General features: G+C 44.1%; 11 protein-coding genes. All 11 read right to left on the bottom strand.

Annotated features, from left to right (window positions below):
• Window positions 1–146: 146 nt before the first annotated feature.
• Entirely contained in the window at window positions 147–1,574 is a 1,428-nt protein-coding gene (locus AACU25_RS19130; RefSeq protein WP_190445602.1) for a condensation domain-containing protein, read from the bottom strand.
• 175 nt (window positions 1,575–1,749) lie between these two features.
• Window positions 1,750–2,580 carry an oxidoreductase gene (locus AACU25_RS19125; protein WP_096578295.1) on the bottom strand — a complete coding sequence of 277 codons (831 nt, stop codon included), beginning with the start codon at window positions 2,578–2,580 and terminating at the stop codon, window positions 1,750–1,752.
• A 161-nt stretch (window positions 2,581–2,741) separates the two neighbouring features.
• The gene (locus tag AACU25_RS19120) at window positions 2,742–3,002 is read right to left on the bottom strand and encodes a hypothetical protein (protein WP_096578293.1); all 261 of its coding nucleotides are present in this window, start codon (window positions 3,000–3,002) and stop codon (window positions 2,742–2,744) included.
• 104 nt (window positions 3,003–3,106) lie between these two features.
• Window positions 3,107–3,982, bottom strand: coding sequence for an SDR family NAD(P)-dependent oxidoreductase (locus AACU25_RS19115; protein WP_096578291.1), 876 nt, complete (start codon window positions 3,980–3,982; stop codon window positions 3,107–3,109).
• A gap of 49 nt (window positions 3,983–4,031) precedes the next feature.
• The gene (locus AACU25_RS19110; protein ID WP_096578289.1) at window positions 4,032–4,607 is read right to left on the bottom strand and encodes a DsbA family protein; all 576 of its coding nucleotides are present in this window, start codon (window positions 4,605–4,607) and stop codon (window positions 4,032–4,034) included.
• A 306-nt stretch (window positions 4,608–4,913) separates the two neighbouring features.
• The gene (locus AACU25_RS19105) at window positions 4,914–6,302 is read right to left on the bottom strand and encodes an FAD-dependent oxidoreductase (RefSeq protein ID WP_199347158.1); all 1,389 of its coding nucleotides are present in this window, start codon (window positions 6,300–6,302) and stop codon (window positions 4,914–4,916) included.
• Between the two features lie 80 nt (window positions 6,303–6,382).
• Complete coding sequence (locus tag AACU25_RS19100; protein ID WP_321206571.1) at window positions 6,383–7,381, bottom strand: zinc-dependent alcohol dehydrogenase family protein; 999 nt, start codon at window positions 7,379–7,381, stop codon at window positions 6,383–6,385.
• Window positions 7,382–7,548: 167 nt separating this feature from the next.
• A complete protein-coding gene (locus tag AACU25_RS19095; RefSeq protein WP_096578283.1) occupies window positions 7,549–8,388 on the bottom strand; it encodes an alpha/beta fold hydrolase in 840 nt (279 codons plus the stop codon).
• Window positions 8,389–8,540: 152 nt separating this feature from the next.
• Window positions 8,541–9,035, bottom strand: coding sequence for a cupin domain-containing protein (locus AACU25_RS19090; RefSeq protein WP_096578281.1), 495 nt, complete (start codon window positions 9,033–9,035; stop codon window positions 8,541–8,543).
• Between the two features lie 298 nt (window positions 9,036–9,333).
• A complete protein-coding gene (locus tag AACU25_RS19085) occupies window positions 9,334–9,966 on the bottom strand; it encodes a response regulator (RefSeq protein ID WP_096578279.1) in 633 nt (210 codons plus the stop codon).
• A 5-nt stretch (window positions 9,967–9,971) separates the two neighbouring features.
• Window positions 9,972–15,977, bottom strand: a complete 6,006-nt coding sequence (locus AACU25_RS19080; RefSeq protein WP_096578277.1) for an AAA family ATPase — start codon at window positions 15,975–15,977, stop codon at window positions 9,972–9,974.
• Window positions 15,978–16,116 lie beyond the last annotated feature (139 nt).

Below are 16,116 nucleotides of genomic sequence, written 5' to 3'. Positions count from 1 at the left end.
TTATCTTATCTGTAAGTTTACTCGTCATAAAACTTCTCTCTTTATGTGAATTTAGCATTGACCGGAGAAAACAAGGATACAAACTCGAATGCCACTAAGGAATCTCAATCAAGAGCGATCGCTTAAAATCCATTCCCAGATATTTCTTACTTGACTTTGCTCAAGCTCCGTTTATCCTCAGAGATTAAGGTATCGCTTAATAGTTGAACTTGTTCCATCGATTCCCCTAACAAGAGTTGCATTGTCTTCTTTTGTAGATGCTCAATCTCGGTTAATGAGATGTTGGAATCAGGGTAGAGCAAGTTAAAAAACATTTGGTCTCCCAAGGTCGCAACTCCGATAAAGCGACCCTTTGCAACATGAATAGCTCCAGATGGGCCATATATAGCTGCAAGTTGGAGATGTCCATACTGTGTGGGAATATGCAATTTTCCGAGATTACTAACAAGAACGTCATACCTATACAGTTCTTGGAATATATCTTTAATCGTATCAATACTGGGATTGCTAGTAATAAACGCTTGAGCTTCGGGAAGATGGGCAAAAATTTGGTCGGGTGACATCTTCTGATTGAGCTGCGCCTTGATGACATGGGCTAAGTCCCAAAGCGATAAATTTGGGGTAATGGTATGAGCCGAAATATTTGAGGTGAAGTAGTAGCCAAAGTCCTCTTGAATGGGAGGAGTGAGGAATTGACGAATATTAATCGCTGTCAAACAATTCAGGGTGACAGGTTGTTTTTGCTCAAGGCTCTGAGCTTCTGTATCATTTTGTGAGTGATGGGATTGCGCGATCGCTAACAAGAAAGCTGCACAAATAGCCGCATGAACGCTAGTTTGTGCTTGTCGACAACGGAGAATAACAGTAGCAGTCTCTTCGGGTGACAGCGACCAGGTTAAGAGACGAAAGTGAAGACTTTTTGCTGGCGGTATAGTCTGGCTAGGATTTACCAACTCTAATTGCGAGTCTTTGGTTGGAGGTTTAATTTTGTGAGCAATCGGCGTTAGATATTCATAGGCAGGACGTTCGGGTAAAATTTGTTGCTGACTACCGGGTATCCCAACCGCTTGCAGTATATCCCGCAGCAAGTAAACTACTGACATACCATCAGCGATCGCATGGTGACAGGTTATTATCAGTTCTGAGCAATCGGCTGCGTGAACCAATACAATCCGAATTAGCGGAGCTTGATTCCAGTTAAACGGATGGGCAAGCTCTTGTTCCACTTCCTGTTGCCACTGCTGCTCACTTTGTCGTTGCACCACTCGTAAGGGAATAGTAGCTGAATCTTCCGTAAACCAAGGGTTTCCCAAGGAATCAAGAACGATTCGTACCCCCAGTAAGGGATGTCGTTGTTGTACCCAAGCTAGTGCCTGCTGTAATGAGTCAACCTGAAGTTCCCCAATTACCTTTGCCGCCATTGTAAAATGTAGCGGTATTGCCTGGTCATGTAACCAAAATATACGTTCTTCAATACCAAGTTGTCGAAGCATAAAAACCTCTTGGAAGAATTTATCTGAGTTATAAATCGATCGCAATTTTGCTAACATCTGTCCCCGCTTCCACAATCCCACCTAGATCAGTTCCTAGCACAGCAGCGAGGACTGATTTGGCATGGGGCGTTTTACCTGTGTGGATCAAAGCGAGTGGGTTTACGGTTGGGAAATTTCGGTGCTACGAAATGCCGCAGTGTGAAATCATCTACAATTCAGTGCGTGCATAGTTGATAATGGCTCCATCTTCCACTCCTTATCTGTAATCGGTAGACTCAGCCAGAGTTCGCCATTTTTGCGTCTCTTGCTCAACGTAGGCGTTCTTCTTAGCTATTGCTTGAAGCGTGTCTGTACCTAGAGGTAAGCGTAGGGGTGGTTCATCTGTGTTGACAATCTCAAGAATGGCTTGGGCGAGTTTGATCGGATCTCCTGGTTGCTTATAGTTATGTTCAACTGCCCCGTCGCGGGTTTTACCGACAGTTTCAGCATAATCAGGGATTTGTATTCTACTTTGACGCAGTGAACTACCATCAAGAAAATTGGTACGGAAAAATCCTGGCTCAACCACTGTAGCGTGAATACCTAACGGGGCTAGCTCGTAATGTAGGGCTTCAGTAATCCCTTCGACGGCAAACTTGGTTGAGCCATAAACCCCCCATCCTGGGTAGGAGCGATAGCCACCGATAGACGATAAATTAATGATGTGTCCAGAGCGATTTTGACGCATACTGGGCAGCACAGCACGGGTGACATTTAGTAGCCCGAAGACATTGGTGCGATAAACACTCTCAACCTCTTCGGCACTGCACTCTTCGACTGCTCCGAGCAAACCGAATCCAGCATTGTTAACCAATACATCGATTTGTCCAAATTCTTCTAGACTTGTGGCGATCGCTGCTTTTACCTGAGTCTCATCAGTGACATCCATACTCAGTACTAATACGTTTTTATTGGTTGCAAACTGTTGCAAATCAGCTTGATTGCGGGCGGTGGCAATTAATCTGTCACCTGCTGCCAGAACTGCTTTCGCAATCTCGGCGCCAAAGCCCCGTGAAGCACCAGTAATCAGCCATGTTCTCTGAGTCATGATTTATCTCCTGAAAATTATTCGGGTTAGTAGCAAAGCTTCGATATGCAATATCTCGTATTCAGCAAATTTGAATCTTGCAATTGATTCGCTATTGGTGTTTGCATGAATTCAATATAGGAAATTGACTCGAACTTGTCGTCCATTCAGGGTTGACAGTTTTACACAATCGAGCCATCAGCTTTGGAGAACTCGCGGATCAACTGAAAGATTTTGACCCAAGAGGTTTCTCCTAATCCCCCATAAATCTTAGGAATCACCAGATTGAGTAGGCAACTTTGGCGCAACTTCTCAATCTCATGGATTGGACGGCTACCACCATTGCGATCGCGATCTGGGGCTGTTTTGGCAAATTCCTGAGCAAGTTGATGACCGATATCGAGGACATTAAGGGATTGTGCTTTTTCAAGACATTGGATCATAGTGAGTTATCCTTCAGCAATTTAGTTCTTGCTGCTTCATGTGTGAGGTAAATTCCAGCGATCGCTAATCGCTATACAAAGCAGGTGCTACCCCAGCTTTGTTTCTAAACTTGCTGGGTGAGGCTAGAAAAATTAAATCCCACGCCCGCATTAGCGGTAGAGTCTTGCCAGATATGCTCAAAGCGCTGATATTCTTCGATATCTGAGGAAAGTTTTTGAACGATCGTTGGTAGTGCATTGGGGCCGATCGCTAAGTGAAGCGGCGGATCAGGTAATTCCACCACTTTCAACATTGCTAGAACACCCGTTGGTACATGACCACGAGGTTGTTCGGCGGCAATTTTGACCACTTCCGCCCGGAGAGAATTGTACTCTGGCATTTGCTTTGCCGTAATCAAAGAGCGACCTGAAAAGTCGGTCTCAAAGCCTCCTGGTTCAACAATTGTCACCTTAATGCCAAAAGGTATAAGTTCTTGTGCAAGGGTCTCTGAAAGTCCTTCGACTGCAAATTTAGAAGCATGATATAGCCCCATCGTAGGAAATGTTTTCCGTCCGCCTATTGAAGAAATATTCAAGATATGACCAACGCCTTGTTTCTTGAATGTCGGAATGACGGCACGAGTCACATTTAACAGCCCAAAGAAGTTAGTTTCAAATTGGTCACGAATTTCCTGGTCGCTTACTTCCTCAATTGCACCCATCAATCCATAGCCCGCGTTGTTCACCAGCACATCAATTTTGGTAAATGCGGCTAAACCACTCCGCACAGCCGTTTGAATGGTTGCTGGATCGGTAACATCTAAACGCACTGCCTTTCCCGTCTGTGGATATTGCTGCTCTAAATCTTGAATTTTGCTGACATCACGAGCCGTTGCAATGACACGATCGCCTTGAGCCAAAGCAGCTTCAGCTAAAATCCGACCAAAGCCCGTAGAACTGCCTGTAATCAGCCACACGCGAGATGATGTTTGATTCGTCATGATATATTCCTAAATAAACTAACACTGACTTGATTAGTCTTTGACTGGCTCAATTTGCTGTATTGACAATGGCTGCTATTAACTGCTCCATATTCCAGCGATGCCTGCGGCGGGCTAAGCCTACGCCATACCGAATGCCATTAATAAACAACGCTGGGGTAGCTGTTACTCCACTGCGGGTGCCACTTTCGATATCTTGATTGATGCGCTCAAGATGCAGATGCTTACACATATCTTGCAAAAATTGGGAGATATCGAGTCCTAGATCGTTGGCATACTCTACTAAATAACCATCTGCTAACTGTTGTTGGTGAATAAACAAAATGTCATGTATTTGCCAAAACTGACCTTGAACAGCTGCTGCTTCAGCCGCTTCAGCCGCACGTAAAGCTTGAGAATGAATTTTTATCTGGGGAAAATGACGGAAAATAAAGCACAAATAATCCTCCCCTAACGAAATACTCAGTTGTCGCCCAATGACTTTCAACAACCGATAAACCTCCGCACTCTCTTGACATTGGTAATCTCCATACATCACCAGTACCACAGAGGCACTTAACAGCCCTTGTTTACGATCTTGGGTTGAAGGTGGGAATAATAAACGGTGTTGACGGTCATTGTTCACTGGAACCTCCGAGGGGAAGTATGTTTACCGCAAGTGATGCTTGCGGGGGGTTACGCCTCCATCCCTCTTTGTGCTATGTGTATCAGCAAACTTGAATCTGGCAACTAGATTGCTATCTGTGTTTGCATAAATTTAATATATGCAATTGATTTTGGTTTGTCGTCCACTCACAGTTGGTACTTTTATTTAATCGAGTGGGCGATCGCTTAATCCATCTGACAATGGAAGAGTAACTCAAACTTTAGTTGGAATTCAATAAAATGACTCAATTCCCCTTCCAACTATAAGATGTCTGCACTTGCTGCTTCACATCTTTGAAAACAGCAAATTTAACCCTTCGGTCATTGTGGGATGAGTCAACACACCATCGCGCAAAACAGTGTAAGGCATTTGAGCTTGCATCACCATCTGCACAGTTGAAATCACTTCACCCGCTTCATGACACAAGAGTGAAGCACCGAGAATATGCCCTGTCTCAGTATCCACGATCGCCTTCAACAAACCATCAGTTTTACCTAGTGTTCTCGCTCTGGGAATGGCTGAGGCATCCAGTTTTGCTACTCGAATGGCATACCCTTGTTGCTGTGCTTCAGTTTCAGTCAACCCCAAATGCGCCAGTTCTGGATCAATGAACAGACAGGAGGGAATTGGGCGATCGCTAGTGTTGCGGTTGCCGCCATCAATCAAATTTGCTTTGATAATCCGATAATCGTCCAGCGACACATGGGTATATTGCGGGCAGCCATTGATGTCGCCTAACGCCCAAATACCTGGTACATTCGTTTCTAGGCGATCGTTAACTACAATAAATCCACGAGCATCAGTTGCCACACCAGCAGCAGCTAAATTTAAGCTATCGGTAGTTGGCACACGACCAACAGCGACGAGCAAATGTGAACCTTGAAGCTCTATTTGCTGATTAGCAACTTGGATTTGCAGTTTGATTGCATTGCCAGCACGATCAGCCTTTAACACTTTCGCATTCAGTAGAAATTCAATACCCTCTCGTTCCAGCAATGTCTGCACCGCCATTGCAATATCTGGATCTTGCTGTGAAAGAATTTGCTCACTTTGTCCAATCACCTTAACGCGAGAACCAAAGCGCCAGAACATTTGAGCAAACTCCAATCCAATATAGCCGCTACCGAGAATAAGTAAGTGTTCAGGCAACTGCTCTAGCTCCATAATCGACTCGCTAGTCAAAAACCCAGCTTCTTTAAGTCCGGGTATGGATGGAATCAACGGTCGTGTGCCTGTGTTAATAAACAATCGTTCTGCGGTGATTAACCGAGTATTGCCTTCATCTGTCGCCACTTCAATCGTTTGAGGAGCAACAAAGCGTCCCGTACCAACGATCAGTTCGTGACCGAGAGCTATTTTTAGATTGTGCAAGTTCATTTCACGCATCGATTGCACAACTATTCGTTTGCGGCGAATCACCTCTGCAAAATCAAGGGTGGAAGCATGGACTTTAACACCATAAGCGTCACTGTTACGGACTATATTCGCAACATTGGCACTTGCCACCATAGTTTTGGTAGGAATGCAAGCAACATTAATGCAAGTGCCACCTATCATGTTTAGGCTACGTTCAACCAAAGCAGTTTTACGTCCAGTTGCCACTAGCGCAGGTGCGAGAGTTTTACCCGCTTTGCCGCCACCAATAATAATATCGTCGTAATGTTCCATATTCATCCATATTTCTTTTGTTGGACATTCATGCCGATCACAATCCTATTTAAGTTGTGAAAATATTGGTTTTGGTGGTTCACTGTTCACAAATCGATGACAATTTTGCTGACAGCCGTACCTTGTTCCACCGCTTCATGGGCAGACAGTGCAGTATCTAAAGTAAAATGGCGAGGATCAACCACGGGACGCAGTTGTCCAGCTTCTGCCAATTGGGTGGCTTGGCGGAGAATCTCACCATGATGAACGCGACCTTCGCCAGTCAATAGAGGCAGAAGTACAAACACACCAGAATATGTTGCAGCCTTGCGTGAGAGGGTCAGTAGAGAATGAGTCCCCCAGCCATAGTTACTAACGACGTGACCGTAATTGCGTACTGCCTTGAACGCATCATCCAGGGTAGAACTCCCAACTGTGTCATAGACTATATCAAACCCTTGCCCATCCGTGAATGTCTGTACGATTTGCTCAATTGATGTGCTGTTATAGTCGATCGCTACTGCACCGAGTTGCCGCACCATGTCATGCTTGGCAACTGAAGCAGTTGCAAACACTTTAGCACCACGAGCTTTGGCAATCTGCACAGCGATATGACCAACCCCGCCAGAACCACCGAGTACAAGAACTCTATGTCCTGCACCGACATTCGCCCGATCAACCAGTCCTTCCCAGGCGGTCAAAAATACCAGGGGTAAAGCAGCTGCTTCTCGCATACTGAAGTTAATTGGTGTTTTCGCCAACAAATCGGCATCGACAGCCGCAAACTCAGCCAGTGAACCTTGCAGTCCACCAACTCCACCTGTCAGCCCGTAGACTCGATCGCCAACTTTGAATGCGGTAACGTCTTGTCCAACTGCTTCAACGACCCCAGCCAGATCGCATCCCAGCACAGCAGGAAATACAGATTGAGTATGAGGTGCTTTACCTGTGCGGATTTTGCTGTCGAGTGGGTTCACACCACTTGCCTTAATTTGTACTAAAACTTGGTTAGCACTAGGTTCTGGTCGCGGAATTTCGGCAGCACGAAATGTTGCAGTTTGAAAATCATCTACAATTAGTGCGTGCATCGTTGATAATGACTCCATCTTTCAACTCCTTATCTGTAGTTAGTGGACTCAGCCAGAATTCGCCAATTGCCTAAAGTGTATCTGTGCATAGAGATAAGCGTAGGGGTGGTTTGTTTGTGTTGACCTTGGGCGCTTATATCCCCCAGTAATCAACCAGGGGCCTGACGGATCACAACTCGTAATGCCTATAAATGTCCTTTGAGAAAGTCCAACAGTGCAGGATTGATTTGATCTGCATGAGTCCAGTTGATGGCATGGGGGCCGCCAGGTATCACCACCAAACGACTGTTTTTGATTAACTGTGGTAGTCTTGCTGCGGTAGACTCAAATGGCAGAATGCGATCGCTATCTCCGTGAATAATTAAAGTTGGCACGTCGATGCGGGGCAGATCGTCACGAAAATCAGTCAACCACGATGGCACACAGTCTAGAGTCGCCTTAGCAGAGGCTCCTACTGCAACATTCCAACTTGCTTGAATCGCTTCATGGCTGATGCGGTCTCCAAGCAGTAGATCTACGTTGAAGAAATCTCTGAAGAATGCAGAAAAATAAGCTGGACGGTCTTCAACAATCGCTTTCATAATTCCATCGAAAACGCTTTGATCGACACCTTCTGGGTTATCATCTGTCTTCAGCAGAAAAGGTGGAACAGGAGCCATCAGCACAGCTTTACTGACGCGATCTGAGCCGTACTTGCCAAGATAGCGAGTGACTTCGCCTGTCCCCATAGAAAAGCCAACCAGCACCGCATCGCGCAGGTCAAGTTTGGTCATGAGTGTGTTGAGATCTGCTGCGAAGGTGTCGTAGTCATAGCCAAAGGACGGCTGGCTGGAATTGCCAAATCCTCGGCGATCATAAGTGATAACTCGATACCCCTGATTCAGCAGAAATAATACCTGCTTTTCCCAGGAGTGTCCGCTCAACGGAAATCCGTGGATTAGCACGACAGGTTGGCCTGCGCCGAGATCTTCATAGTAAATATCGATGTTGCCAGAATTTTCTTGACCAACAGTAATGTAAGGCATGAGAGTCTCCGTTGTTGTGTATTGGTTAATTGTGCAAACCTGGACGTGCGTTTTTATACGCCTCCCATTGCAGACATCTGGGTTAGTTTTGTCCTTGCTAAATTAAGTGCAATGGGGCGATCGCGAAGTGCCGCCTTTGGCAGTTCACAAACTTATTGCCCATGTGAATGCTGCTCATTTTTACTAATGGAAAGGGGTTCTCCGACGATCCAGGTGTCATAACGATATGCCAGTTCCGTCCAACCTTCGGGGGGCGTTTGGCCTATTTGGGGGAAAAATTCGTCCATATCGCCAGGTACAAAGGTGAAAAGCAACCGAGCTACTCCCGGCCCCAGGTTCACCCATCCATGTATGCTGTTACGGGGTACAACAACCGACGTTCCTGGCCCAGCCTCAAACTCTTTACCTGCACAGTGGAAGCGAAATCTGCCTTCCAGTACTTCAAATATTTCCTCCCTATCTTTGTGATAGTGAAGCGGTGGGCCTGAGAATGGCGGGACACGCGCTTCGATGATTGTAAAAGCCCCACCAACATCTCTGCTATGCACCCGGATAGCCATTTGCTCACCAGGCATTGTATCGAACCAATTGAGGTATTCGCCCTGGCTGACAATTGCAACTTTGTTTTTACTGAATTCAGTACTCATGGTTTTACCTCTTATAATTGTGCAATTGAGGATCAAAGCTCTTGATTACTTGCAAAGATAATGGCTACCATCAACTCTGTTTCCGATTCTGAGTTGAAGATGAGACCAATAATCTTGAATCTGGCAACTGAATTACTATCTGTGTTTGTATGAATTTAATATATGCAATTGACTTTGGTTTGTCGTCCACTCACAGTTGGCACTTTTATTTAGTCGAATGGATTATCGCTTAACCCATCTGATAATGGAAGACTAACTCCAACTAAAGTTGGAATCGAAAGTTAACCAAAAGCACAGCCTACAAACTGACAATCCCGCGTTTTACCGCAATAATCACAGCTTGAGTGCGATCGCTTACTCCCAATTTACTCAGAATGCGATTAACGTGAGATTTGACTGTGCTTTCGCCAATAGTTAGAGCCGTTGCAATATCTGAATTACTCATTCCTTGCGCCATTAAACCCAGTACCTCTAGCTCTCGTTCGCTCAGTTCTGGGTTACTCATACGCTGTACTAGCTTTGCCCCCACCTCCGGTGGAATGTACTGCTGACCGCGATAAACCATGCGAATGGCATTAAGCAGTTCGTTGGGTTTTGCATCCTTGAGCAGATAGCCTTTCGCGCCTGCCTGCAATCCGCGATAGATATCTTCATCGCCATCGTATGTGGTTAGCACAATAATTCGGGCAGGTTTAAATTGGTTACAAATAGCAGTAATGGCTGCCACTCCTCCCATCTGCGGCATTCGCAAATCCATCAAAGTCACATCCGGTTGATGTTCACCAAAACAAGCGATCGCCGCTTCTCCATCTTCTGCTTGAGCAATTACTGTCATTTCGGGATCGCGATTAATGATGGTTGCCAATCCTTGTCTGACAATGGCGTGATCGTCAACAATTAAAACACGAATTGTAGTGGATTGACCAAGCATGATTCTTACCCTCGATTGACAATGACAATAATTTCTGTTCCTTGCCCTAGTTGGCTGGCAATTCTCAATTGCGCTCCAATCCGCTCTGCCCGTTCGCTCATTCCTAACAATCCAAATCCCCCAACCGAGGGAATGCTACCTACGCCAAAGCCTTGCCCATTGTCTTTGATGCTCAATGTAGTTTCTGCATCTCCATAGACTAATTCAAGGCGAATTTCATCAGCTTTTGCATATTTAATTGCATTTGTCAATGCTTCCTGTCCAATTCGCAGTAAGTTATTCTCCACTTCGGCAGGTAAAGGATAGGCTGTACCCTGAATTGCGTAAATCAAAGCAGTATCATCGGTAGCAGACCTCATTTGCGTCACAAGGCGATTGAGGGCGCTAGATAAATCGCCTTCCTCTAACAACTGAGGGCGGAGTGCTGTGACTGAGCGACGAGCTTCAGCTAGCCCAATTCTTGCTAATTCATCGATCATCTCCAGATGTGCCTGTGTTGCTTCTAAATCATCCTCTAGCACTTGGGTTGCTGCACCAACTTGAACCAAAATGCCTGTAAAGGCTTGAGCCAGCGTATCATGAATTTCCCGTGCCATACGGTTGCGTTCTTCTAAAATTGAGGCGGCTTCGGCACGTTTGCGTTCACGCAGTGCAGCGTTTCGCTGTTCGCTGATGTCTGTGATTAACCCATAATATCCTTTCACTTGACCATTGGCATCGAAATCAGGAATGAGCGAATTACTAATATATTTCTTGCCCAATACACAGGGAATTTCTGCCTCATAGGTTGTGATTTGCCCTGCCAGTGCTTGATTAATGTACGGTTGCATAACTTGATAAACCGCATCATCCAAGGTTTCGCGAATATGCTTGCCCAAAATCTCATCTTGACTACGAGCAAACCATTCCTCATAAGTGCGGTTGGCAAACCGATAATGCTGCTTGGCATCTACATAGGTGATACAAACAGGTAGAGCGTCTGTAATCACTCGTAATTCCTGTTCTCGTAAGCGAAGCTCATCGTAAACATCGCGCAATTCGGCTTCGCTTTTTTGTAAAGCTGCTGTTCGTTGGGCAACCTGTTGCTCTAAGGTGCAATTGTAATCGGCTAACAATTTCTCGGCTTGTTTGCGCTCAGTAATATCTTGAAAGGCTGCGATCGCATAAGTCAAATTGCCCTGTTCGTCAAAGACTGGAGTTCCCCATGCCTCAATGGGGATTTTGGCGTTTTGGTGGTAAATTTCTATATCATCAACTCTAGTATGTTCGCCCCTTAACGCTCGGAAAAGTGGCATTCTCTCAGTTGGATATTTTTGAGCAGTTCCAGCTTGATAAGCTTGATAAACCTCTGTAAGTTGATCGAGTGTCACAGAAGAATCAATATCTTTAGCCAATAGCTGAGTTGCTCGCTGGTTGAAGTAATAAGGGTGTCCCCATTTATCTACAACTGCAACACAGACTGGAATTGCTTCCAGAAATTGAGTCATCTTACTTTCGCTCTCACGCACCTTGGAGTAGAGCCTAGCATTTTCGATGGCAATGGCTGCTTGAGTTGATAATAGATGTAAAAGTTGCGCTCGCTCTGGTGTAAATGCTCCAGTTGCTAATTGATTTTCTAAATACAATACACCGACAAGTTTATTTTGATTTAATAGCGGTAAACAAAGAAGTGATTGAGTTTGGTGCTGCTGAATATATGGTTCGTTGGTAAAATTACCTTCACGAGTTGCATCATTTAAAATGATAGATTCATGAGTCCGAATCACATACTGGATAATTGATTCCGGCAGATGATTTTTAGTTGGGAGCGATTGTAGCACTCGCGTAGCACAAACACTCTCAGCATCAGCTAGTTCACAAGCAGCTTCAATCAGCCATTCTCCTGAGTTTTCCAAAATCAAAAACCCAGTTTGTGCGCCAGCATTCTCAATTAAAATCTGCATTAAAGAACGAAGCAGGCGTTCGAGTTCAATTTCACTTGAAATCGCTTGTGATGCTTTCATTACCGTCGCTAAATCAAGAGCAACATCTGAGCAATTAGAAGTAGTTCCTGAAGTAGTACGAATTGGTGTACCATCTCTAGCTGACTGCTGAGGAAATAGCTGTGGATACCGAGTTTCTAAATCTTTTACCTTTGCAGTTGCTCCCCAACGTTCATAACAGTAGTGAGCTTCTTTCATGTAAGTTTGAGCAATCTTTGTTCTACCACGTTCTAGATAAAACTTAGCGGCTAACTCATAAGCTAATGCTTCTTCCTGGATAAATTCGTTTTCAGCAGCACCAGATATGGCTTGTTCAAAAAACTCCTCGGCTTCCATAACTTGCCCCAAAACTCGCGCTTTCTCTGCCTCAACTAAGTGAAATTTGTGTAGATAATTCATTGGCGCATCATGTGCCCATTTCTGCATTCTCTCTTGATTAATATTAACGCGATTTAACCAAGCCTTTTTTTCGGAATTTGAGGTATTAGCTAATAAGTTCAAAATTACTAAAGAGTCATAAAAATGAAATAGGGGTACAGAAATTAACGCCGTTACTTCACCTAAATACTGTTCCGCCAAAATAGCAGTTTGTGAAGCTTGGTGATACTCCCCAAACAGATAACATAAAATAAGTTTGTTCAGGTAAAAGTGGTGAATTCCTGTTCCGTCTTTAACTGAAATAGCACGCGATAGTGCTTGCTCTTCGTTGTATATACAACCAATTAAACAGCTTGGATTTTCAGACTGACCTAGCAAATTAAGAATTGTCTGCCGCAGCATTGAAAGCCAATTAAAGGGGTTTTCTCGCCTAATTTGACTGGTAGCCTTACTGTAAATTGCTGTTTGTTGTTCCAATTCTGTTAGTTCTTGACCAGAAAAATATGAGTAATAACAAAAGTTAAATGCACAGTAAGCAGCAAATTCAAAGTCTCCAGTTTCTACTCCGCTTTGATAACCGTCAACTAGAATTGGCAATGATTTCCTAAGATGTTCTCTCCAGTGCATCACATGGGAACCCACTACCAGCAATGCCTTAGCATTCCCTTTATTATCATTTAATCGCTCTATCAAACTTAAAGCTAATTTGCCAAATCTATAACCGAGTTCAGTATCTTGCACTACTCCACATAATGTCATTCCATAGGCAGCGTAACTAAGCGATGACCAAGTTACATTACCATTTTCGACTGATAAATTCACCATTCTGCACACGATCAACACCATTAATGCTGGTGATACCATAAAAGCAGCAGCTACAATATTTGCCAGGACATAGATTGCTGCCAACGCTACTGGAGTGGTCATCTCCGGCAAATCAATCAAGTCTTCGATTTCCTGCCCAGTTAATAGTGAAGCTGTTTGCGTCAATCCTGCTTTCACATCTAACTGGCTTGGAGTTTCTACTAACTTAACTCCCAAAAGTTTCAGCACTTCCAATCCAATTCTAAGTGCTTCTTTGGGATCGCCCTGTGACAAACACGCTTGAATTTGGCTATCGTAAGCTTTCAGTTTGTCAAGATCTGTCTTGGCATGGTTAAGTACTTCTTCTACGAATATGTGCATTTCGTCGAAATGACCACTGAGGTATGCTGCCTGTGCTGCCTCTAAGTACAACGCTAGGGTTAGGTCATATGCACTTTGCCAGCTTTCTCCATTCAAGAGTTTTAGTCCCACATTGAAATAGTTGAAAGCTGCTTCATAAGCTGTTGCTGCTAAAGCTTTCTGTCCTGCCATCAAATTCAATCTGGCAATTTCATCCCGTTGAGATTGTTCAAAGATCAGTTCAATTCCATGATTGAGATGATCGATAATTTCAAATATCTGCTCTGATAGTCGCTCAGTTAAGGTGTTTTCCAGAAGGTTGCGACCAATTTGTAAATGCACCACCTGTTTATGCGACTCATCAATGAGAGCATAGGCAGCTTGCTGAACGCGATCGTGCAAAAACTTATATTCTTTAATTAACAGGTTTTCGTCTAATTCAGATAAAGGTTGAATTAATCCTGCTTGGATCGCTGCCAATAAATCTCGAAAAACTTCTTGAGCGGTTTTCTCACAAACGATCGCCAATGTATCTAAATCAAATTCGGCACCGACACAAGCCGCTAACTGGAGAATGTATCTTGTATCATCTGGTAGTTTCTTTAACTTATGCAGCAACAACTCTACAACATTATCGGTAATATTTTGAGCTTGAATCTCAGCAATGTTCCACTGCCAACATAGGTTTTTTGCATTAAAGGTTAGCAGATTCTCGCCATACAGCATTCGCAAAAATTCGCCGACAAAAAAAGGATTGCCTTCGGTTTTACGCAGCACTAACTCAGCTAAGGGACGTATAGTCTCTGTATTCTGATGCAGCGTTTCAGCAATCAACTGACTCAATGGCTCCAGTGTTAAGGGTGCTAGAATAATCTCCCCAAGCACGACTCCTTGTTTTCGTACTCGCTCCTGCAATAATCTGAGTGGATGCGTTGGACTGACTTCGTTATCCCGATAGGCTCCAATCAAAAATAGATGTTGAGTTTGCTCATCAAGGAGCATTAATTCAATCAGCTTCAGAGTCGCAGAATCTATCCACTGTAAATCATCAAGGAATATCACAAGCGGGTGTGACTGGGAACAAAACACCCGCACAAACTGTTGAAAAACTCGATTAAAACGATTTTGGGCTTCCGCAGATCCAACTTCTGCTACAGGGGCCTGCTTGCCAATAATCAGTTCAACTTCCGGGATTACATCAATAATAATTTGTCCATTGCTTCCTAAAGCTTTTAGAAGTTGCGATCGCCACTGTTGCAACTGCTCATCTGGTTCGCCAAGTATTTGCTGCACCAATTTCTGCAAAGCATCTGCGATCGCGCTGTAAGGAATATTGCGCTGAAATTGATCGAATTTACCCCAAATAAAATAGCCGCGCTTGGCGGTGATTGGTTTATAAATTTCCTGCACTAATGCTGATTTCCCGATTCCCGCATAACCAGAAACCAACATCATTTCGACTTTGAATGTTGGTTTGCTAGTTTGTGCCTGTTCTGAAGTCTTTTCTACATGTTCTTGTGAAGAAGCAACGCGCTCAAAAGCTGCTAGTAACATTGCAACTTCCCGATCCCTGCCATAAAGTTTTTGGGGAATTTGGAACTGATCCCTAATGTCCAAAAGACCCAATTGAATGCTATGAATTTGTCCGATTTTTTTTAATTGGTCAGCACAAATTTCTAAATCCGCTTTGATTCCCCAAGCACTCTGATAGCGTTCCTCTGCATTTTTTGCCATCAGTTTGAGAACAATATCTGAAACTGGTTTAGGAATCGTTGCATTCAATTCATGCGGTGGAGGTGGCTGTTTAGCAATATGACAGTGGACTAACTCCAAGATATCTGTTGTGGGAAAAGGCAGATATCCGGTTAGCAATTCATAGAACGTCACACCCAGCGAGTAAAAATCGGTGCGGTAATCGAGCAAACGGTTCATTCTCCCTGTTTGCTCTGGCGACAGGTAGGCTAGGGTTCCTTCTAAAACATGAGGGCTTTTGAAAGTCGGATTCGTGCGGTTAAATTGGGTGGCAATCCCGAAGTCAATAATTTTGACAACACCAGTATCCGGATTGAGAACAATATTTCCAGGATTGATATCCTTATGAATAATATTGGCTGCATGAATTTTGCCCAGAATATCTGTGAGGTTGATGGCAAGAGGTAAAAAAGCAGATAAGGGCATGGGGCAGAAATCTGGACGCTTATGCATCCATTTCGCTAGTGACTCTCCACCAAAATCTTCTAAAAGAATAATGAGTGTGCGTTGATATTCCTGCTGGCTATATGCCTTGATCGCACCATCTAAGTTAAGCGATCGCGTAATTTCATATTCCTGCCTGTAGCGGGTGAGTTCCGATGCCGTAGGATAGTCCTGTTTGAGAACTTTGAGAATAACAGGCGTGTGATCTGACAACTTGATGCCACGATACACCACAGAATTATTGCTGGAGTATATTTTAGCATTAACCGCAACGTCAGGTAGCGCAATCATTCTTATCACCTTGTCAAAGCATAGAAAGAACCGCAAACCCAAATAGAATTAGTGCTTATTATTCAAGTTCTACTTTGAGAAGTCAATCTACCTATTGTATATGTGCTGGTAACTCCGAATAAATGGAAATCATGGCAGG

The organism is Tolypothrix tenuis PCC 7101 (assembly GCF_963874875.1).
Lineage (GTDB): Bacteria > Cyanobacteriota > Cyanobacteriia > Cyanobacteriales > Nostocaceae > Aulosira > Aulosira tenue.
This window is presented reverse-complemented; position numbering and strand designations above follow the sequence as displayed.

What these genes read in the sequence shown, in the direction of transcription:
- AACU25_RS19125 (WP_096578295.1), bottom strand. Translation starts at nt 2,580, where the DNA reads ATGACTCAGAGAACATGGCTGATTACTGGTGCTTCACGGGGCTTTGGC.
- AACU25_RS19100 (WP_321206571.1), bottom strand. Translation starts at nt 7,381, where the DNA reads ATGGAGTCATTATCAACGATGCACGCACTAATTGTAGATGATTTTCAA.
- AACU25_RS19115 (WP_096578291.1), bottom strand. Translation starts at nt 3,982, where the DNA reads ATGACGAATCAAACATCATCTCGCGTGTGGCTGATTACAGGCAGTTCT.
- AACU25_RS19090 (WP_096578281.1), bottom strand. Translation starts at nt 9,035, where the DNA reads ATGAGTACTGAATTCAGTAAAAACAAAGTTGCAATTGTCAGCCAGGGC.
- AACU25_RS19120 (WP_096578293.1), bottom strand. Translation starts at nt 3,002, where the DNA reads ATGATCCAATGTCTTGAAAAAGCACAATCCCTTAATGTCCTCGATATC.
- AACU25_RS19105 (WP_199347158.1), bottom strand. Translation starts at nt 6,302, where the DNA reads ATGAATATGGAACATTACGACGATATTATTATTGGTGGCGGCAAAGCG.
- AACU25_RS19080 (WP_096578277.1), bottom strand. Translation starts at nt 15,977, where the DNA reads ATGATTGCGCTACCTGACGTTGCGGTTAATGCTAAAATATACTCCAGC.
- AACU25_RS19095 (WP_096578283.1), bottom strand. Translation starts at nt 8,388, where the DNA reads ATGCCTTACATTACTGTTGGTCAAGAAAATTCTGGCAACATCGATATT.
- AACU25_RS19085 (WP_096578279.1), bottom strand. Translation starts at nt 9,966, where the DNA reads ATGCTTGGTCAATCCACTACAATTCGTGTTTTAATTGTTGACGATCAC.